This is a genomic window from Peribacillus sp. JNUCC 23 (genome assembly GCF_053653995.1).
Genome location: NZ_CM132202.1, coordinates 2,155,284 through 2,174,168, shown reverse-complemented (window position 1 = coordinate 2,174,168; position 18,885 = coordinate 2,155,284). Strand labels below are relative to the sequence as shown.

At 34.3% G+C, this 18,885-nt stretch carries 23 protein-coding genes; 3 read left to right on the top strand and 20 right to left on the bottom strand.

All coding sequences use genetic code 11. From position 1 onward, the window contains the following. Window positions 1-22 precede the first annotated feature (22 nt). The 6 genes from JNUCC23_RS10455 to JNUCC23_RS10430 all read right to left on the bottom strand — a co-directional run bounded on the left by JNUCC23_RS10455 (window position 23) and on the right by JNUCC23_RS10430 (window position 6,246). The gene (locus tag JNUCC23_RS10455) at window positions 23-778 is read right to left on the bottom strand and encodes a hypothetical protein (protein ID WP_454215679.1); all 756 of its coding nucleotides are present in this window, start codon (window positions 776-778) and stop codon (window positions 23-25) included. 41 nt (window positions 779-819) lie between these two features. Continuing rightward, complete coding sequence (locus JNUCC23_RS10450; protein WP_454215677.1) at window positions 820-1,623, bottom strand: glycosyltransferase family 2 protein; 804 nt, start codon at window positions 1,621-1,623, stop codon at window positions 820-822. A 2-nt stretch (window positions 1,624-1,625) separates the two neighbouring features. Further along, entirely contained in the window at window positions 1,626-3,086 is a 1,461-nt protein-coding gene (locus JNUCC23_RS10445) for an alkaline phosphatase family protein (protein ID WP_454215675.1), read from the bottom strand. Further along, on the bottom strand, window positions 3,083-4,009 hold the full coding sequence (locus tag JNUCC23_RS10440; protein WP_454215673.1) for a lysylphosphatidylglycerol synthase transmembrane domain-containing protein: 927 nt from the start codon (window positions 4,007-4,009) through the stop codon (window positions 3,083-3,085). The genes JNUCC23_RS10445 and JNUCC23_RS10440 overlap by 4 nt, the downstream gene beginning before the upstream one ends. Then, window positions 3,993-4,940 carry an NAD-dependent epimerase/dehydratase family protein gene (locus tag JNUCC23_RS10435; RefSeq protein ID WP_454215671.1) on the bottom strand — a complete coding sequence of 316 codons (948 nt, stop codon included), beginning with the start codon at window positions 4,938-4,940 and terminating at the stop codon, window positions 3,993-3,995. The genes JNUCC23_RS10440 and JNUCC23_RS10435 overlap by 17 nt, the downstream gene beginning before the upstream one ends. Window positions 4,941-5,046: 106 nt before the next feature. Continuing rightward, window positions 5,047-6,246: a hypothetical protein gene (locus JNUCC23_RS10430; protein ID WP_454216029.1), complete on the bottom strand. Its 1,200-nt coding sequence runs from the start codon at window positions 6,244-6,246 to the stop codon at window positions 5,047-5,049. A gap of 206 nt (window positions 6,247-6,452) precedes the next feature. Here JNUCC23_RS10430 and JNUCC23_RS10425 point away from each other — a divergent pair, with 206 nt between their 5' ends. Further along, window positions 6,453-7,760, top strand: a complete 1,308-nt coding sequence (locus JNUCC23_RS10425; RefSeq protein WP_454215669.1) for a UDP-glucose dehydrogenase family protein — start codon at window positions 6,453-6,455, stop codon at window positions 7,758-7,760. 787 nt (window positions 7,761-8,547) lie between these two features. Here JNUCC23_RS10425 and JNUCC23_RS10420 read toward each other — a convergent pair. Continuing rightward, window positions 8,548-8,940, bottom strand: a complete 393-nt coding sequence (locus JNUCC23_RS10420) for a hypothetical protein (RefSeq protein WP_454215667.1) — start codon at window positions 8,938-8,940, stop codon at window positions 8,548-8,550. A 111-nt stretch (window positions 8,941-9,051) separates the two neighbouring features. After that, window positions 9,052-9,132 carry an NlpC/P60 family protein gene (locus JNUCC23_RS10415; protein WP_454216027.1) on the bottom strand — a complete coding sequence of 27 codons (81 nt, stop codon included), beginning with the start codon at window positions 9,130-9,132 and terminating at the stop codon, window positions 9,052-9,054. A gap of 491 nt (window positions 9,133-9,623) precedes the next feature. Between JNUCC23_RS10415 and JNUCC23_RS10410 the strand changes: the two genes are divergently transcribed. Next, complete coding sequence (locus tag JNUCC23_RS10410; RefSeq protein ID WP_454215666.1) at window positions 9,624-9,923, top strand: hypothetical protein; 300 nt, start codon at window positions 9,624-9,626, stop codon at window positions 9,921-9,923. Window positions 9,924-10,037: 114 nt separating this feature from the next. Here the strand turns inward: JNUCC23_RS10410 and JNUCC23_RS10405 are convergent, their stop codons facing one another. The 9 genes from JNUCC23_RS10405 to JNUCC23_RS10365 form a co-directional block, all read right to left on the bottom strand. Beyond that, window positions 10,038-10,526: a hypothetical protein gene (locus JNUCC23_RS10405; protein ID WP_454215664.1), complete on the bottom strand. Its 489-nt coding sequence runs from the start codon at window positions 10,524-10,526 to the stop codon at window positions 10,038-10,040. A 403-nt stretch (window positions 10,527-10,929) separates the two neighbouring features. Then, a complete protein-coding gene (locus JNUCC23_RS10400) occupies window positions 10,930-11,124 on the bottom strand; it encodes a hypothetical protein (RefSeq protein ID WP_403073921.1) in 195 nt (64 codons plus the stop codon). 210 nt (window positions 11,125-11,334) lie between these two features. After that, window positions 11,335-11,934 (bottom strand): hypothetical protein, encoded by a 600-nt coding sequence (locus tag JNUCC23_RS10395; RefSeq protein ID WP_454215662.1) that lies wholly within the window; start codon window positions 11,932-11,934, stop codon window positions 11,335-11,337. A gap of 325 nt (window positions 11,935-12,259) precedes the next feature. Next, entirely contained in the window at window positions 12,260-12,688 is a 429-nt protein-coding gene (locus tag JNUCC23_RS10390) for a hypothetical protein (RefSeq protein ID WP_454215660.1), read from the bottom strand. A 316-nt stretch (window positions 12,689-13,004) separates the two neighbouring features. Beyond that, the gene (locus JNUCC23_RS10385; RefSeq protein ID WP_454215658.1) at window positions 13,005-13,304 is read right to left on the bottom strand and encodes a DUF4275 family protein; all 300 of its coding nucleotides are present in this window, start codon (window positions 13,302-13,304) and stop codon (window positions 13,005-13,007) included. A 68-nt stretch (window positions 13,305-13,372) separates the two neighbouring features. Next, window positions 13,373-13,657 (bottom strand): hypothetical protein, encoded by a 285-nt coding sequence (locus JNUCC23_RS10380; protein WP_454215657.1) that lies wholly within the window; start codon window positions 13,655-13,657, stop codon window positions 13,373-13,375. Window positions 13,658-14,238: 581 nt separating this feature from the next. After that, entirely contained in the window at window positions 14,239-14,844 is a 606-nt protein-coding gene (locus JNUCC23_RS10375) for an NDxxF motif lipoprotein (protein ID WP_454215655.1), read from the bottom strand. Continuing rightward, window positions 14,841-15,410, bottom strand: a complete 570-nt coding sequence (locus JNUCC23_RS10370) for an HAAS signaling domain-containing protein (RefSeq protein ID WP_403073907.1) — start codon at window positions 15,408-15,410, stop codon at window positions 14,841-14,843. The genes JNUCC23_RS10375 and JNUCC23_RS10370 overlap by 4 nt, the downstream gene beginning before the upstream one ends. Continuing rightward, window positions 15,407-15,727, bottom strand: a complete 321-nt coding sequence (locus tag JNUCC23_RS10365; RefSeq protein ID WP_454215653.1) for a PadR family transcriptional regulator — start codon at window positions 15,725-15,727, stop codon at window positions 15,407-15,409. Before JNUCC23_RS10365 ends, JNUCC23_RS10370 begins: the two co-directional genes overlap by 4 nt. Before the next feature lie 496 nt (window positions 15,728-16,223). Here JNUCC23_RS10365 and JNUCC23_RS10360 point away from each other — a divergent pair, with 496 nt between their 5' ends. Continuing rightward, window positions 16,224-16,745 carry a tubby C-terminal domain-like protein gene (locus JNUCC23_RS10360; RefSeq protein ID WP_454215651.1) on the top strand — a complete coding sequence of 174 codons (522 nt, stop codon included), beginning with the start codon at window positions 16,224-16,226 and terminating at the stop codon, window positions 16,743-16,745. Between the two features lie 79 nt (window positions 16,746-16,824). On the opposite strand, the gene JNUCC23_RS10355 is transcribed toward JNUCC23_RS10360, so the two are convergent. From JNUCC23_RS10355 to JNUCC23_RS10345, 3 genes are all read right to left on the bottom strand, one after another. After that, window positions 16,825-17,454, bottom strand: a complete 630-nt coding sequence (locus JNUCC23_RS10355) for an NUDIX hydrolase (protein ID WP_454215649.1) — start codon at window positions 17,452-17,454, stop codon at window positions 16,825-16,827. Between the two features lie 215 nt (window positions 17,455-17,669). Then, window positions 17,670-17,975 (bottom strand): hypothetical protein, encoded by a 306-nt coding sequence (locus JNUCC23_RS10350; RefSeq protein ID WP_403073901.1) that lies wholly within the window; start codon window positions 17,973-17,975, stop codon window positions 17,670-17,672. A 339-nt stretch (window positions 17,976-18,314) separates the two neighbouring features. After that, window positions 18,315-18,815: an N-acetyltransferase family protein gene (locus JNUCC23_RS10345; protein WP_454215646.1), complete on the bottom strand. Its 501-nt coding sequence runs from the start codon at window positions 18,813-18,815 to the stop codon at window positions 18,315-18,317. Between the last annotated feature and the right edge of the window lie 70 nt (window positions 18,816-18,885).

Here is an 18,885-nt window from a genome sequence, read left to right as displayed (position 1 = left end):
CCCATAGTGAAAAAACGAATCCTTATGATTTATTCTTTTTGCGAATCGTATAAACTACAACACCAACAATGATTACAACGATTATCACGAGCGGCAGCCAATTTCGCAAATTGGAGACATCTGTCCAATCCTTCTTTTGGCTACTAGTATTCTTTTCAACCTCTGTAAAATGGCCAACTTTCAAACTCTTTAAGTTAAACTCTTTTTGTAGGAAAGAAAATATATTATCTTTACTGGCATCGAAAGCCTTCTTATCAGCCTCTTTTTGTCCAACGCCAAATAGTCCTGGATTTCCTAATGAGTTTAGAGCTTTATCAAATTCTGACTTAATTTCTTTATCCAATTCTGGGTTTCTTGCTTCAATTTTTGGTGATAATGCTTCATATGTTGCAAATCCCTTTGCTAATAAACGTTTGCTCGTTTCATACTCCGAGAAGTTTTTATCAATATTTTCCATGCGCCTTGCGATATTTAACACAAGGAGTTGATCCAAATTATTAATCGCTTGTTCTTTATCTTTATTTTCCAGGTCTTGAAGAATAGCTTTTGTCGGCTCAGGTCCCATATGCATGTCGATTTCTTCTTTGACTGTAGTATAATGCTTTTCCGCTTTGGCAAAGTCTGAAGGATTTTTGTCTAGTTCAATTAGCATTTTTTTATAGGCTTCTGCCAATGCCTCTTCATTCGGGTCTCCATATGTATATGCTTTTGCAGACAGTGGAAATGAATGAGTAAGAACAAATAGTAACAAAAAACAATAAATGAGTAGTTTTTTCATTTATAATCCCCCTACATAATTATTAGTTATGATCATTTGATTTAATAATTTCTCTCTTCAAAGAATACAATTTCAGCATGATTTCCCTTAATTTTATACGTATCCATATTATTCAACTGATGAGCATTGCCATCTATCTTTATTTTTTGAACCGGTCTTTTTACTTCTTTCCAAATGGCTGGGATCACGGAAGATAGATAGCCTTTAAAGGTGATGAACGATTCTCCCGTCGAACGAACTTGATATTGAATAGGGACTTCCTTTACCCGAAAACCCTTTCTGACAAGATTTAAAGTTAAAACCTGTGCGTAATTATAATCATGGACGATCTCTGCATGTTCAAGAGCTTGCCTTGTAAAAGCCCTCATCCCTGACTGTCCATCATAAATCCACCTTCTGAGTAACAAACTCTGAATAAAAGTAAAACAATAATTACCTAGACGTCGATGAAGCTTCATCCCTTTTATCGTTCCCAAAAAACGGGAACCCATTGTATAATCAGCTTCTCCCTTAAATATTGGTGCCAACAAATCTGGTATTTGGTAAGAGGGGTACTCACCATCGGCATCGATCATTACCGCGATATCTGCCCCTCTTTCATAACTTTCCTTTAACCCTGCTCGAACCGCCGCTCCTAGTCCACGGTTTTTCTCAAAACTGACAATATAGTCAGCACCAGCTTTTCTTGCCACATTGACTGTATGATCTCTTGACCCATCGTCGATAACTAACACTTTAACCTCGACCTGATGATGAAAATGTCTAGGGATGCTCTCGATAGCATCCCCAATTGACTCTTCTTCGTTATAGGCAGGTAGAAATACAATGACTTGCTGTTTTTTCATGTTTAGTCCTCTTCCTTCTTACTAATTGCATCTAACAATACTTTTCCCCGGCTGTGGCTAGGAAAAGGTGCTCCCAACAAGTATGACAAAGTTGGTGCCAAGGAAACAAGGCTTTGTTTTTCTTCGACTTTTTTCCCCTTTTCAATATGCGGACCGTGAACAATAAATGGCACATATCTTTCACCTTCATCTAAATGTCCATGCCCTCCAATCCCATCGGCTTGGCCATGATCAGCACAGATGAATAAAGTCGTATTGTCCATCTTGCCTTCCTTGTTCAGCCAAGAAACAAAATCTTCTATTAACACATCGGCTTCATGGATTTTTTGCAAATATTCATCATATAAAACTCCCTGGCTATGACCGGTTTGATCGGTCCCTATCATTTGAACAACGAATAAATCAGGATCCTGTTCTTTCATGATTTTCTTCGCTCTTTCCATAATGTTAGGGTCAGCTTTATCTTTATGCATCACCGCAGTTACAGTTTCTACATCTTCACCCATTGAATCCACTAAATGGGCGATTCCAAGGAGTCTGCCTTTTTTACCTACTTTTCTTAACGAATCAAAAATACTTTCGACTTTAATTCCTAACTTCCAAACCATATTGGAAGTCATCCCATGTTCAAATGGATAAGTTCCTGTGAACATCGAGCTAAAGCATACGACGGTTCTTGCAGGATAGACGGTTTCCATATTCAGATATTCTGTACCGTTATCTTTTAAAAAGTCTAAAAAGGGCGTATTTGCTTCATAAAAGCGTTCCTTTCTCATTCCATCTACTACAATGACGATGACTTTATCAGAAATCGCTTTTCCTGGTTGTGGCCCCTGATCTTTTGAATATGTTTCATATACTTTTGGTTTCCAATCAAATAAATACCGATGAAGGATGAAAGAAAACAAGAGTATAAAAGCATAAAAGAGAATGAGAGCTACGAAACTAATGGACTCCCCCGTCCGATTTGTTTGAAAAACCATTTCCCAAATTGACAGAATTAATAAAAACTTAGGCAGTTGCTCCTGAGCGTTTCCGCTCGTAGAATCACTATTTTTTAAGACAAGTTTCCAAAAACGAGTAAAATTCAACCAAGAAGTCCCTATTCTTAAGTGGTAATATAAGGTTCCCCAGAAAAATACCGTAAAGAAGAAGTATAGTGCCATTGAAAATAAAAGTAAGCCTATATCAATATCTTTCCATATAATTAAATAAACCATAAAAGGAATCCACAAATAATTCCTTAAAAAGAGCGGAAAATCAAATACAAAATAGAGAATTAATAAAGGGATGACATAAATAAACGCTAACAATAGATCTAGAACTGCTTGTGGCGAATCCCAAATACCAGCCTGGAATAAAACCATGGTTCCCATGACAAAAATCGGTGTAAATGGCTTTCCTTCATTTAATAAATTCCAACAGCGTGCAGCGATTTTTTCAAATTTAGATGCACTTTTCACTTTCCCCTCACTCCTCTTACCTTAATCCATCCTTTTATTGTTTGAAAAGAGATAGGATAAATTACTATAACAACTGCTCCAGCCAGATAAGAAAATAAGAATTTCATAAAATGGGTGATGACAGCAATCGTATACCCTTCTATCAGAGGAAATCCCAATAAACTAAGAGCAAAAACAAGAAAACTTTCGTAATTACCAATACCACCAGGTGTAATCTGGAAAATTTGTCCAGCGATCGTGACGCTATTTGCAAACACAGTTTCCATAGGTGACAGTTCTCCATTCAGTACAATGACGGTACCATAAAGGATTCCGCCTTCTAAAACCCAACTCAAAAAGGTGATTACAATAATAGCCAAACCATTTTTCCCTGAAAAAGCCTTTTTAAACAAAGAAAAATGTCTTTTCAAAAACCTAGGAAAATATTTATGTATAACGGATAAAGTAATCATACAAAAAATGCCACCAGCTATGATGCTCGATACAGGAAATTTAAAGCTAACCTTTAAACTTAACAATCCGATTAAAGTAATCCCTATTAAGCAGAGCATATCCAGAACCCTTAATACAAAGACTGAATGAAAAGCTTCTTCGTTACTTACCTTATTATCCCTCGTTAAAATTTTGGCCCTCACTAGATCGCCCACTTTTATAGGAAGAAGGTGATTCACCAATAAGCTATACAAAATCCCTATAAGACATGTAGAAAAATGGGCCTTTCCATTTAAATAAAGCTGCCAAGCCCATGCTTTTAAACAAAAAGAAAGGAAATAAACGATCCAAATTGTACATAGCAAAAAAGGATGCTCAAATAATTCGATTAAACCTTTCCATACTTGTTTCCCATCAAAATAGTGAAAGGTTAAGAATACAAAAACAAGGAGTATTAAAACAGCAGGACCAAGTTTAAAGAATCTTCTCATTTTCCTTAGCCCACTTCACCGTTTCTGATAGTCCTTTTATAAAATCTACTCTTGGTTCATAGCCTAATAATCGTTCGGCTTTTTCGATATCTGCCCATGTATTTACAACGTCTCCAACGCGTGAAGTTTCTTTGTTTATTTTCATGTTAGGGAAATGCCATCGCAATTGGGCTAGTAGGTAGTCCATCGTAATCGGTCTTCCTGACCCAATATTGATGACCTCACTTTTCGTTAATGTATGGATCGTTAAATAAATCCCATTCACGATATCTTCGATGTAGGTAAAGTCACGTGCTCTTCCCTCACCAAAGAGAGTGATTTCCTCCCCGTTCATTAACTTTTTAATAAAGCTGCCGATCGCCATGTCGGGACGACCCCACGGACCATATACGGTAAAAAATCTTAAAATATTTACCTGAAAACCAAATAGGGACTCATAAACATGACAAAAAGATTCAGCTGAAAATTTCGAAGCTGCATAGGGCGAGATGACGTTCCCGTTTGCCATTTCTTCCTTAAAGGGTCCTGATTGATTTCCATAAACTGAGGATGAAGAAGCAAATACAAATTTGGAAACCCCCGCCTTACCTGACGCTTCAAGCACATTAATCGTTGCTTTAATATCATAATCGACATATTTCAGCGGCTCTTCAATTGAATAAGCAACACCAGGTAAAGCTGCTAAATGAACAACGACATGTGGAGAAATCTGTTTAAATACAGCCTCCATTTCTTCTCTATCCAAAAGGTCTTTTTGAATAAAACGAAATGATCCAAAACCCGCTACATGTTCCAATTGTTTCTTTTTTCTTTCAGGCGAATAATAGGGATGAAGACAATCTATTACGTATACTTCGTGATTTTCCTGAATTAGCTTCTTAGTCAGGTGACTCCCAATAAAACCAGCCCCACCCGTTACAATAATCTTCATATATACACTCCATTGTTGTGATTTATTATCACAACTAGTATAACTTTATAAACAAGGAAAGAAACCTTGTTATTTTCACAAGGTTTCCTCCCAGGCAAAATAATCATTATTCTGCCTTTTCAATGACAGTTTGTAAAGTGTCTTGTAGTTCTTTCAGCAATGGCTCGCCAGCTGTTTTATCTTTCGCTTTAGCTGCTTCCAAATATTGTCGTGCTTTTTCCGTAAGTTTGCTGTATTCTGCTTCTCCAATTAACCCTTTAATATCTTCTCCAATAATGTCTATAAATAAGGCACCTTCTAAAGCTGTAATTGGAGATTTATCTTCTCCCCAAGTTTCTTCACTTTCCTTATATTCATCAAGAGCAATTTTAGAGAACCCACGAATGAATGCCTTGTTAACCGCATCAGGATTTAATGTCGCAATATCCGTTTGCAAATCAAATTGCTGTTGAATGAAGGCTGCTTCTTCTGCTGCATGTCCATTCAAATAACTAAATAAAGATTGATAGAAGGCCCAACCTTCTGCTTGCTCCACTTTTGCTAATTCCTTATCTTGCTTCGCTGCCTCTGACGCTTTTGTTGCATAACCATTTGGAATGGCACCAGTCGCTAGATAAAACGTTTTCATGAGTGATTTATCAACCACTTGCTTACCAAGTGAAAAGCCTAATTGATTCTCTGCTTCTACAGCTTTTTCAATCTCCTCAAATCCACCGGCAATCACATCCACCAGATTTGTTCCATTTGCATTATCACGTTTTTCTACCGTAGATTGAAGTATTGCATAATATCCCTTTGCTTCTTCAAGTTCTTTTGTTACTTCTTCTTTATTTCCCCATTTTTCATTGATTTCAGTAAAATCATGCTTAATCGTTGTATAAAAGACTTTTTGCATCAGTTTATCAAATAATTGCTTAACAACGACCTTGTCCAAGGTACCGTCTTTTCCAGCTTGTAATGCGGTTGTTATATGCAGATCTAGCTGGTCTTCAAATTCTGCATCCCTGTCTTGCACTAAGCTTTGCAAGTTGTTTTTATAAAGTTCCGTCACTTTAACATAGTCTACTTCTTTTCCTTCTTTAGCCTTTTCCAACTCTGTAATCGCTTCTTGGAAAACCTGTGCGTAATTCACTTCTTTTACTTCCGTTTCATTCTTAGTTTCTTCTTTATTAACGGTTTGTTCTTGCTCTTTCTCTACGGCATCTTCACTTGCCTGTTTTTCGCTAGTACTGCAACCTGTCAAAACCGTACCCGCCAATAAAAAACTAGCAAAAATAGCTGATAATTCTTTTTTTCTCATATTAATATCCCCCGACTGTTTAGGTATATGTATAATTGATAACGAATTTCATTTTCATTTCTGATTATATGCGAGAATGATTATCACCGTCAATACATATTTTTTTACAATTCTGTACTCTTTGATTATCATTCCGCTTTTGCCCTATTATGTTTTGGTATAAACTAATACAGTTATGTACAGATAGAAATACAGCAATGAGAGGAATAAATATGAAGAAAATAACGATCGTTGGAACAGGTCATGTAGGTTTAGTGACTGGGGTGACTCTCGCAGAAATAGGGAATCAAGTGGTTTGCTATGATATTAATGAAAAGTATATTGCACAAATGAAACAAGGTATATCCCCTTTTTATGAACCTGATTTAAATGATTTATTGCAAAAAAACCTTACTAAAGGTCAATTGTTCTTTACAAATGATTCTAAATTAGCATTAGAAGCTGCAGAGATTATTTATATTGCGGTAGGAACACCAACCGCCGAAAACGGCAGTGTGGATCTTAACTATATTGAAGCGGCTGCAAAAACGATCGCCGAAAACATTACAAAGCAAGAAATAATAGTAGTCACGAAAAGCACTGTCCCCATTGGCACAAATAATTTAATCAAACAGTTAATTGAAACGAATTTAACATATGAAGTGAACGTAAATATTGTATCTAATCCTGAGTTTTTAAGAGAGGGCTCCGCAATCTATGATACTTTTTCTGCAGATAGGATTGTTATCGGATCTGATTGTAAAAAAGCAGCTTCTATCATCGAAGAAATACATAGACCTTTTGGAAGAACTATTTATCTTACTGATCTATTAAGTGCTGAAATGATTAAATATAGCTCAAATGCTTTTTTGGCAACTAAGATTAGTTTCATTAATGAAATTGCAAACCTATGTGAAAAGGTTGGTGCCAACATAGAAGAAGTAGCACAAGGAATGGGACTAGATGTGAGAATAGGATCTCAATTCTTAAATGCAGGAATTGGATTCGGTGGCTCTTGCTTCCCTAAAGATACCCGTGGTCTAATTCAAAAAGCCACTGAAGTTGGGCAATCACTTGAAGTTTTAGAAGCAGTAATCAAGGTAAATAAACAGCAAAAGTATTTGTTAATGAACAAAGCAAAGCAACGTCTCGGTAACTTTAAAAACAAAAAGATTGCTTTACTAGGTTTAGCATTTAAACCGAATACAAATGACGTACGTGAATCAATTGCCATTGAAATCGCCTCAGAACTAACAATGCAGGGAGCAATGGTAACCGCTTATGATCCACTAGCTCTTGAAGAGGCGAAGCAAACTTTGGGTAAAAAGATTCATTATGCTTCATCATTGGAGGAAGCTATAACCGATACCGACATGGTTTTTATAGCTACTGATTGGGACGAATTCAAAGATTTCCCCCTAGAAAAATATGAAATGCTAATGAATCAGCCGATTATTTTTGACGGAAGAAATTGTTATTCCTTAGATAGGATTTCTGAATATAATATTGAATATTATTCAGTAGGCAGACCATTTAAATAAAAATAATTCTTATAGAATGAATTAAATTCAAAAAAGGGTTAACCCGAAGTAGTAATAATTAATCGATATTGCCTCACCTCCTTAATAACAGCACCATACCTCATATGGTATATAAAGGATTTTTATAAAAAATTTTAAAAGAGGTATTTAGCATAGAATTTCAATAAACCGAATCTCTTAGTGTTATAATTGAAAAATTGGACTTTATTCATTTAACACTTGAGCCGTGTGCATAATAGTCCATTATTGGATGGGACATAAGTTTCCATATGTTCAACATTTAGACTCTTACTATCGGAAGTTCGTCCCAGAAGACTTAACATTCTGGGGTCAGGTATCTTTATTTAACTAGTTTCAATTGTATTTTTTAATGTGTTCCTAATATATGTAACATTAGATACATTCTGTTTCTCAAATGTTGAATGATTAATTTTTCCTTGTAATTTTTCATAATAAAAGTTTGGGTCAATTGGCAATTCTACTGGTTGATTTAACCAAGTAGATACCGTTTTTTGACATGTATCCCCAAGGAGAAGATAAAAGGCTACCATAGCTCCAAAAGAAACTGGAGTTATGGTAGCCCCTAAAGGGTGTTTTATATGTAGTTATACTCCTAGTTCAGTTCACTAAAACACTCTTTTCTTTTTATTTACAACCAGTCATTTGACCAATAAACTCAACATCATCAACCTTCCAACCTTGCTCTTTCACATATATTAGCGATGTTTTGACTATAACCATTTCAGTGGTAGCAACATTATTAAATTCCGTAGTAAGCTTGAATTCATTAAAAAAATTCAGCTTCCGTCTTCGAGGACTGATATTTAAAAGGCTTCAGGCTCACCAATGATGATTTGACCGATTCCTCCGAATCCGGAATTTCCGTCCCTAAAGGATGAGTCGCCTTGTATCCTTGAACAATCATGAACGGTTCAATTTTTTTGTATCGTTCAGCAGTGGTTTGATAGGTGAAAAAGCTTTCAAGAAACTTACGATTTATCTTTAATGCATCGGTATTCTGGATAGAGGATAGAGATTTAATCTGCTCTTCAGAGTTGCCTTGGTTGGCTCTGACTTCCTGCAACTGTGATCGCAAGTTGAAAACGTACATAATGACCAAAGCAGCAACGACAAATACGATCATTAAAAATAAGAAATTTTTCTTTTGAGTTGGCTCCATACCCTGCACCTCCAGTTTCTAAATCCGTCTAAAACCTAAGAAAGGATATAAGTTTCTCCATTCTTCAACGGAAGAATAAGAAGTACCACCACTGCTATTTGCATTGATAAATTAACCATTCCCCACATACATACCTACGTGGGATGCTCCCGGCTTATATGTGGAGAAAAAAACGAAGTCTCCTGGTCTTATTTGATCTTCAGGAACCGGCTTTGTAAGGATCTTCGTCGGAAGATCCTTTTAGCTGCTTGTTCAATTAAAGCGCCCGATTATTCAATAATCCTATCTTCCAATTATTTGTGATACGGTTCACCGTTACTGTTCTAAGTACGTTTTTTAACGAACAGTTCACCATACATAAATAAAGAACCAATAATGATTCTACTACTTTCGCTACTAACTCAGGTAAAATCCTAATAATCTCCCTTCCTGTGCGAAAAGCGATCACCTGTGACAATTTTTAACCTTATTGAAACCTTTTTATTACTTTATATTGTATAGTAATATAATCAGTGATAGGAGTAATCATAAATGAGTGAAATTTATTCTATAACGATTTTAGCTGGATTGGGTCTAATCGTTTTAATCAGTATCCTTGCACACTTTCTTATGAAAAAACGAACTCATAAAGATTTCTATCTTGTGATAATTGTGTGTGGTTTTTCATGTTATGTGCGCTGTACTTGTTTGTTACAGGAATAATAGACATAATTAATAATAACCTCGGGATTTATCAATCTGCTGAGGGGATTTGTGAAATTGCATTTTTTGAAGAAAGTAGTGGTCGTTTTGGTTCACATCCGAGCTACTATAATATTTACATTGACGGTTTAAATATTTCAGCAGATAGCGAAGAACTTTCTTTCTTAAATGAAGAAACAGTCGCCTGTGAAGTGACTTACTTAGATGCAACAGATACTTTACTAGAAATAAAATACAAATCAAATAGGCACATTCGTTTCATGCGAATGTGCTTGTTTTAAAATTCCATTTACTTATATACGGTTCACCTTAGTTTAATATAAATTTATTTATTATAGCCCGATACATAAAGATGGAACCCAATTCTTTCTACCGAAAAGCTCCATTTAACGGAATTAGTCCTTTACTACCTCAACTCTTTTTATTGCACTTGTCAAGGTTAAGCCTTTTTTGGTTATCGTATGTCCCTTTACGAGCAGGGTATTATATTCTCCATTGGATAACTGTATATAACCTAAATCTTCTTTATCCTTTTCGAAATAAATGGTGTATTCATTGCCACCCAAAGTATTTAGTTCCCAGCTACCGCCATCCTCCATTGCGACATTGTCTGATATTCTCTCGGTGTAATATCCATTTTTGTCCTTCGCCAATTCGCCTACAAAGTATGTCTTTTCCCTTGTCTGTGTTACTAATAACTTTTCATCTTTGACTGTCGTAACCAAGTCAATATTCCCTTTAACATCTTCTTTCTGAATAAAATGTTTAAGAGCCTCTTCTTCATTGGAAAAATAACTACCTTTATCATTTCCTCCACATGCAGACAGCCCGGCCAACAAAATACCCAATAAGGATACTGCGATAAATGCTTTAATCCCTTTCACCTCTGTTACTCCTCTCGTTATAAACCGTAGATCCTAGCCCCTTATTCCGCACTCTGACCCGTTTCTGAAAAAGGGGCGCGATAAGTAAAGATGTTTTTACCTTTCCTTTTCTCGCTAAGGACAACTGCCATATACAAAAAATAATTCCCACCAAGAACAATAGAAAAGCCATGGAAACAACCCCAAATCTATCTACAATATGCAGCAATCTGGCCCTTTAATTGAACAAGGTCTTAAAATATTACATGAATACTCTATACAAATCTAGTTTACATAAAGGGAATTCCAGGAAGTAACCATACTAAAAGCCCCCTGAGTACCATTGGTACATCAGTGTTTTCTGTTTCTGAAGAAACCTCTCAACTGCATAAAAAAAGCTAGTTTTATACAAATATAAATTTATTTAATCTTTTTTACTTTGAGTGGCCTTAATTAATTCATCAAGCTTCTCATTTTTTTCTCGGTCTAATTTTGTTTTTTCATTCATGAACTTAATTACTTTGATTACAAAATAAATGGAAAAACCAGTAAGAACTAAATAAAAAATAATAGGTAACAAAGCAAAAAGAGCAAATACTCTATCTCCACCGTTAATCATTTCAAACCTCCCGAATTGTTAAATCTATCAATATTGTACAGTATCTTTTTTAATTAAACTGCCATATTAGTGAAATAAGTACTATTCCCCCCTAATACGAATGTATAATTCTGTATAGTTTCGTACATTAAAAAGACCACCAATTTGGTGGTCGCGCTGTTGAATTAAAGCGCCGGTTAGTTGAAGTAGCAAAGTCTTTTAAATTCCATTTTAATTAGTAAGTAGGCTTTCATTTACATTTGTAATGAAACGAAAGGTTTCTTCCCCCGCCTTTTTATCCTTTATCGGTACAGAGTTCACAAAAATGCCTTCCAGTTGAAAATCCTTGGTATCTATTGATTTATTTGAACTAAACAAATAGTAAGAACCATCCTTTACATACGATTTTTCAAATTCAATAAATACTGGCGAGGATACAGTGTGGATAAATGAGTTGGTATCTTTATTTTGTGTTGCCCCTACCGAGAACTTAATTATATCGTATGGAATAATTTCCATTTCTTTTTGATAGTCTGACAGGGATTGTTTTTTGAGAGTTAAAACATAATGATATTCCTTTTTATTGGAGTTATAATACTCTTGAATATTGTAGAATATATTATTTATTCCTGAGGTTGATATAACCTCACTTGATTCTGTATAGAATATTGTTTTATCGCTTAAACTTTGTAAACCTTTTACTTCTAAAGTAAATTGAGATTTGCTACTTGCTTCTACATCTTTTTTCTTAGATAGTTCACATCCAACAGTTGGTAACACTAAAATTACGAGCAATAATCCAATATATAATCTTCTAATAATTACGTTCATAAATCCCCTTTCTTTAACCGGAAGTTCCCTAATAATACACTTGATTTTATTGTTAATAATTCCCTCACATTTTTATTAAAGATATTATAGCACCATTCTTCAACTATTGGCCTTGTTAGTTGAAGAATGGGTTTTCAAATGTATGATATTAGATGTTTTCGTACATTCACAAGATTTCCAAGACGGGGTTTTCTTCTTGAACCAACGCCACCCGTTAACTTATTAAGCCAGATAAAAAAACTCAAGCAAAAACGCTACCCAAAATTTTTATTTTGGACAGCACCATCTAGCTACAATTCGTTAATTTTAATGTTAACTGACTTTCTCAATACCCATACCCATATGGATATCCATAATCATATGGGTATTCATATCCATAACCATACGGATCATATTGAGGATAACCATATCCGTACCCATATCCAGGACTTAGCAAAGAACCAGCTAATAAGCCTCCTGTAAACCCTCCAAAGAATGGGCTACCGAACCCAAAGCCAGGTCTACCGAATCCTCCAAATCCCATACCGGGTCTACCGAATCCTCCAAATCCCATACCAGGTCTACCGAATCCTCCAAATCCTATACCAGGTCTACCGAATCCTCCAAATCCCATACCAGGTCTACCGAATCCTCCAAATCCTATACCAGGTCTACCGAATCCCATATGGCTAATAATTCTTTCATCATTTTCTATTTGTTGAGGTTGGTTCCGTTGATCAACTTCGTCAGTCCAATATTGTAATTCTGTGTTCAACATAATCCCTCCTCTATTTTATTTTTTAAACACAATAAATAATATGTAAGACTTCGTGTGAATTCTTGGGTATTTAACTAGATCCGGAAATATACTCCGCAACGGCAATTAAACCATGCTGAAACAGCCTTGATAATGCCGGATCAACTTCTCTCCTGCTATGTTAGTGGAACAAGGGCGTTTTTGAGGGTTTTATTGAACGTATGATTTTAGTTATTTTCTTACATTCAAAAGACTGCCACAGCAACCCTTTATCATGCTATAACATCCGTTAGTTGATTAATTTTTCTGTACAAGGAATGTCTTTTTATTTTTCTTAGGATGATTCGTAAAAATAAGGTCCACAGCTATATTCATGTGTATTTACATACGTCCAATTAAAATTGGTATCAACAATATAAATATCATCCTGGCTCCTAAAATCATTAGCTTTTATTTTTTCAGCATTATCAAGTTTCAAAACAAGCTCACTATTTTGATAAAAAATATAACATTCATTTTTTTTTAAGACATCAAATGCTTCTATCGCTGCTCCATTTTTTAAACTTGGTAATACGTTGTAACTAAATGTGTGCCATAGAAACTGAGTATAGTGAATTTCTTTTTTCTTTCTCATATAATCTAAAGGCAAATATTGAAGGGGTGATACGCATGATTAAAGTCGTAAATGATGTGGACATTTTGCTAGTAGAGGAAAGGAGAGTATTCGAGGACTAGGTTTTTATCTTGGCCTATAGGGACAAGGTGTACTTTCATAAGCTCATTCTTGTAGATTTGCAAATATAACGATGTAGCAACAACTTCTTGCCCTGCCTTCTCACCTTGTTGTAAAATCGTTGAACCCGTTTTTTCTTTATCCTTAATAATGTCTGCTTCTTTATCTATAAGTCCTAAAGATGTTTTTGATGAACAAGCACTCAAAACTGCTATAATTAATAGTGATGTTAAAAGTACAATATATCGTTTCAATTGTTTCTCCCCTTTTTTGTATTTTTATATATTTTACCATTTATTCCATTAAACCTTTTATTTTATATAAAGAGAGCGTTTTTTATAACGACAGGTTCATCTTAGATATATAATATCCTCTATTGTAAAAACTTTATCTGTGATGCCTAATGTTGGTTTAGAATAAAGTTTGATTATTAAAGCTCTAAATCCTTGATTTTGCTGCATATAGAAAGCAATCGTTTTGAATAAAGATTAATCAAAACGATTGCTTTCTATTATTTTTAAGAACTGTTTTTTATAAAAAAGATTGATTACTTTAAATCTCCTTATTCCACTAAAGCACCCGTTAGTTTAATAAGAACAGCGACGCTAATTCAACAATCGCGTCCGATAATGGAAGAAATAGGGGAACTAAAACAATAACTTGTATTTACATACCTCATTGACCTATGTCTAATTATTCAAAAGCATTGTCATTTTTCTACTGATGGTTTCCATTCCAAAAATCTCATAGTGGCTTTTAGGTTAAACTTCTAAACATTTAAATCTAACGATGTTTCATCTTTACTTTAAGATCAAATGAATTATTCTCTTTATTTTTAATGGTCCCGCCCAAATGCTTTTGTCTTAATATTTTTCTTATCAAGAAATTCTTCTATTTTTTTCTGTTCTCTTCCATTCACCACATCACTTTTATTCATTATTGATTCAATGTTTATTTTCGAAAAGATCTCTTTATTTATGTCATCTGTAAAATTACTGAGGATTTCATCTAGTTCAGAAAGAAGCTCATTGTAAGCTATAATGTACTGGCTAATTCTTTCAGACTCTTCTTGATATCCTTCAGGTAATGTATTATTTAAGATATAGTTAGAAAAATTCTCATCATTTTCTTTTGTAAGCTTGGTAATTTGGGCTAACTTCTCTAATTCATTTTTATTTAATTCCTTTTCTTCATCTATAATCTCTTGAAATGGGTAACTAGCATTATCTAATTCGTCATGACTGTCTAGATATGTTTTTATGCTTAATTTCATTTCTTCTTCGTCAATTACACTATTTTGTTTTTCAGAGGTGAAAATTTTACCAGGAATCTCTACGGTCTGCGTAGAAGGAATTTCATCCTCTGTAGCGTCAATATTTTCTCCCTGAGAACATGCGCTTAATATAAAAAGAATTAAAAAACTAAAAAACAATTTTCTCATAATAATTTCTTCCCCCTTGTAATTGACATGTTCCATCTCAAATATTTTGTAAATAGTATGAAAGAGAATTTTGCTATATAATACCCTAGGAATGCTAAAAGAGAACCTATAATAAGCCCTTTTATGGACTCGAGGATTTCTCCACTTCCAATTGTACTAAATCCATTAATAAATCCCATTACAATTAAAATTAGTGGGGATAGAATCATGATAGGAACCCCAATGATATAAGCTAATATAAATGGTGTAAGTATTAGCAGCATAAATAAACTCACTATAATAATAATACAATTCATTACACTTAATCCCATAATTGAAAACAATGCCGTAAACATATTTCTAATGCTTTTTTTCTCTTCAACCTTATTAATAGCATAAACAGCGTTTAATTCTTTAGCTATTTGTTTAGGTGAACCAAGGGCTTCTACAATCTGACTTTCTATTTTTCCTTCTCCTACACCAATCATAAAATATTCCTCATAATCTTGTAAGATTTCCTCTTTTTCATTTTTGGGTAGCTTCCGTAAATACTTTTTTAAAATTAACAAAAATTGTTTTTTACTCAAAGGAGATCCGCCTCCATAATTAATTGATTTACTCCCTCAGAGAACTCCTTCCACTCGTCCACTAAGTGATGTAAGTATGCACGACCTTTATCAGTAAGCCTATAATATTTTCTTGAAGGGCCTTCACTGGATTCTTGTAAATATGTTGTAAAATACTCTTCCTTTGTTAATCTTCTTAATAAAGGATAGACAGAACCCTCCGATATTTCAATTTGCTCAGAAATCCTCTGGACGAGTTCATATCCATATCGATCCTTCTTATCAAGCAGTACAAGTACGCATAGTTCTAGAACGCCTTTTTTAAATTGCACATTCAAGGAATACTCACCCCTTCTCTTTATTGTTATGTACAATTTAATATAAGGTACCACATAATATATAGTACCTATCTATAAAATACAGTATATGGTTATATTTTACAGATAGGTACTGTATATTGCAAGGTACAATATATAACCATACTACTTTAAAAGTGTTATACCGTAAAATGGCCCGATTGTTGAACACAAGTTAAACAACACTGTTCAACTAACCTGCCATTTAGTTGCAGATGGGGGCTTCTTCTTGAACTGATTTCCCCCTTTAGCTTAATAAGCTAGCTAAAAAAACTCCTCATATTTTATTTCAAAAAGAGTTTACATAATCACCCTTATAGATACTGAAAAAGGATCTTCGGTTGGAAGATCTTTTTAGCTGCTTGTTCAATTAAAGCGCCCGATTGCGGAAGAAAAAAGTACCAATACAAATGGCTTTCAATAATACATCTTTGTTATATTATGATAATTGATGAATTGAATGATTTGGAGGCACACTATGGAACGTTTTACTTGTCAAGTACCTAGTAATGTACATATTTCAACAATAATGCCGATAATAAATGAACATAGTAAAACTGTTTTCGAAATGCGAAAACAGCAACATAGATTCCTTGCCCGTATCGTTAATGGGTTATTACGCTATGGCATACCCTATTGTTATAAAATTGCAAATGAGTATACAAAACCTCTTTATACTATAGACTGTATATTCCGTGGAATTCGCTATAAATTGACCGAACATTCATCCTCACAAATAGTGCAGATTGTCCCCCATAGAGTTCAATTAATTGAAAAGGCGTACTCGTTTAGACTTGATAGCCACGAATATTATTTTGAAAAGGACTATACAAGTTCCGGTTACTTAAAATATGACAATCAACAGGTTGCTACTGTTTCAATGACCATTAAGAAAGATATTTCTTTGGAATCTGATACTATTATTATAAAAGCAACTACTCAGGAATTCGCAGCTCTCGCTGCAGTTCTATATCATACGTTTTATTATTATGGTGCCTAAAATAAATCGGTGTTCGACTAAAGCACTCGATTGCTGAATATTATTTCACCTTAAAGAAACGCCCCTTTACTTAAGAGGTCTATATCTGTTTAATATGTTCTTTTATTTTTTTGATAATTGCTTTATAAAATGAAAATTGATGTGGTACGAATTTATTCCTTCCCACATATTCTTCAATCAAAGTCTTATTACCATCTTTATTTATTTCAAATCCCTTTATTTCAATTGTTTCTCTTTCACCTAACCAAAGTTTTGTAAAGTCGTTAAATTCTGCTTTCACAATACCTGCAACTTCTTCTGCTTGAAGTGTAAAGTCATCAAATGTATTCGCACTCTTATATAAAAAAACGTTTGCTAATTCCTTATCAATAAAGTTTTCTTTAATTACACAATAATCAAATACTCCTAACGGTACTAATTCATCAAATGGGACATCAATTCCTATTTCCTCCTTTATTTCCCTTACACCATCCCTAACTGTTTCATCAGCCAATAAATGTCCAGCAGCAGTAATATCCAAAAGATTTGGATAGTCTTTTTTTATATCACTACGAAGCTGTAGATAGATATAATCTATTCCTTTTTCATTGCTGACGAACCAGCAATGAAACGCTTCATGCCAATATCCAATTCTATGTACATCCTTACGAGAAGCAACACCTATTTGATTTCTTTCTTTGTCAAAAATTCTTAATTGTTCATGTTCCATACTTTTATCCCCTTTCATGAAGATACCAATACTTTCTATTTATGTTACCGCAAACTCTTCACTGTTCTGTAAAATCACCTCATACAAAAAAGAGGCTCCTTTAAAGTACGCCCGATTACGGTGAAAATCATGGATTGTTATTTGTTAATGATCATCTAAAATTCAAAAGTGACCTTCGATTAAAGTGCCCTTAAGTTGAAAAAAGAAACCATAATTTATTCAGAATAGAACCAAGGGATAGCTGGTGGGATTCCTGCTTCCGGTAAAAGATAAACAATGACGAAATACAAACAAATTAATACACCCAAAAGAGAAACCAAAATAGAAAGTAAAGGATTGACTCTTTTTATAATTCCATATATTCCACAAACAAAGCTGGTGGCTAAGCCAAGGAATAACTCAAAAAATACCACTGGATATACAGAGAAATGTTCCATTACAAAAATTCTAATATTGTTAAAGATAGAAATAACCAAGATAAATAGGGCTTGTAAAATTAATCCCCGTACAGGAATACTCAATTAAAACCGCCACCACAACTTACAAATTATAACAAGAAATAATCATAAAATAGCATGATGGCGAATGCCATCTATAAAACGCCTCAAAAATCCGGTCCGTTTGCTGAATAAGGTTTCTAAGGAACACATGAATGCTCTATACAAATCTAGTTAACATAAAGGAAATTTTCGGAACTTCCGAAACATAAACCCCCTTGGTGTTCAAGGGGCTCCGAATGGTCCATTTTTATCGTTTATACATGATTTTATACATGGTTGATGAATCAACATTTTCGGCTTCTGAAAAAGCCTGGTAGCTGCATAAAAAAAGGGTGCACCCGTTAGTTAAAGAACAATTTACTATAATAATTTAGACATATAATACTCGTTGAAAAGTGTGTCCTCTATCATAAGTGAGTTTCTTTTTGTTCCTTCTATCTCAAATCCCATTTTCTTATATAAAGATACTCCTACTTCATTTTGAGTGACCACTGTAAGTTCTAATCGTAATATATTATGAGTTATTGCCCACTCTTCTATCTTTTGGAATAGTTTTGTACCTATACCACGCCCTCTGTATTCTTTTAAAATACCAATAACAAGATAGACAGAGTGTTTATTTCTCCTTGCATTTCCACCAATGGCTATTAAATAACCTACTAACTTTCCACCATCTTGTTCAGCGACAAGTATCGTAGATTTAGCCTCTTCTTCCATTTGTTCCAATCGTTTACGTTGTTGCTCATTAGAAATTTTTCTTTCTCCTGCTTCCATAAGCATAAAATCAGCCTCAGATTCAACTTGCCGAATTAGACTTACAAAACTTTCAGCATCCTCAGGCTTTATCTCTCTGATTAACATTAGATTCCTCCTTCACCCGATAAACACATTCCAATATTATACAATATACTATTAAACTAATCTGCCCAGT

Excerpts from the sequence above, each read along its gene's own strand:
- JNUCC23_RS10400 (WP_403073921.1), bottom strand. The coding sequence starts at position 11,124 with ATGATTAACGGTGGAGATAGAGTATTTGCTCTTTTTGCTTTGTTACCT.
- JNUCC23_RS10375 (WP_454215655.1), bottom strand. The coding sequence starts at position 14,844 with ATGAGAAAATTGTTTTTTAGTTTTTTAATTCTTTTTATATTAAGCGCA.
- JNUCC23_RS10345 (WP_454215646.1), bottom strand. The coding sequence starts at position 18,815 with ATGTTAATCAGAGAGATAAAGCCTGAGGATGCTGAAAGTTTTGTAAGT.
- JNUCC23_RS10355 (WP_454215649.1), bottom strand. The coding sequence starts at position 17,454 with ATGGAACATGAACAATTAAGAATTTTTGACAAAGAAAGAAATCAAATA.
- JNUCC23_RS10425 (WP_454215669.1), top strand. The coding sequence starts at position 6,453 with ATGAAGAAAATAACGATCGTTGGAACAGGTCATGTAGGTTTAGTGACT.
- JNUCC23_RS10360 (WP_454215651.1), top strand. The coding sequence starts at position 16,224 with ATGGAACGTTTTACTTGTCAAGTACCTAGTAATGTACATATTTCAACA.
- JNUCC23_RS10450 (WP_454215677.1), bottom strand. The coding sequence starts at position 1,623 with ATGAAAAAACAGCAAGTCATTGTATTTCTACCTGCCTATAACGAAGAA.
- JNUCC23_RS10385 (WP_454215658.1), bottom strand. The coding sequence starts at position 13,304 with ATGAGAAAGAAAAAAGAAATTCACTATACTCAGTTTCTATGGCACACA.
- JNUCC23_RS10420 (WP_454215667.1), bottom strand. The coding sequence starts at position 8,940 with ATGGAGCCAACTCAAAAGAAAAATTTCTTATTTTTAATGATCGTATTT.
- JNUCC23_RS10435 (WP_454215671.1), bottom strand. The coding sequence starts at position 4,940 with ATGAAGATTATTGTAACGGGTGGGGCTGGTTTTATTGGGAGTCACCTG.
- JNUCC23_RS10395 (WP_454215662.1), bottom strand. The coding sequence starts at position 11,934 with ATGAACGTAATTATTAGAAGATTATATATTGGATTATTGCTCGTAATT.
- JNUCC23_RS10455 (WP_454215679.1), bottom strand. The coding sequence starts at position 778 with ATGAAAAAACTACTCATTTATTGTTTTTTGTTACTATTTGTTCTTACT.
- JNUCC23_RS10440 (WP_454215673.1), bottom strand. The coding sequence starts at position 4,009 with ATGAGAAGATTCTTTAAACTTGGTCCTGCTGTTTTAATACTCCTTGTT.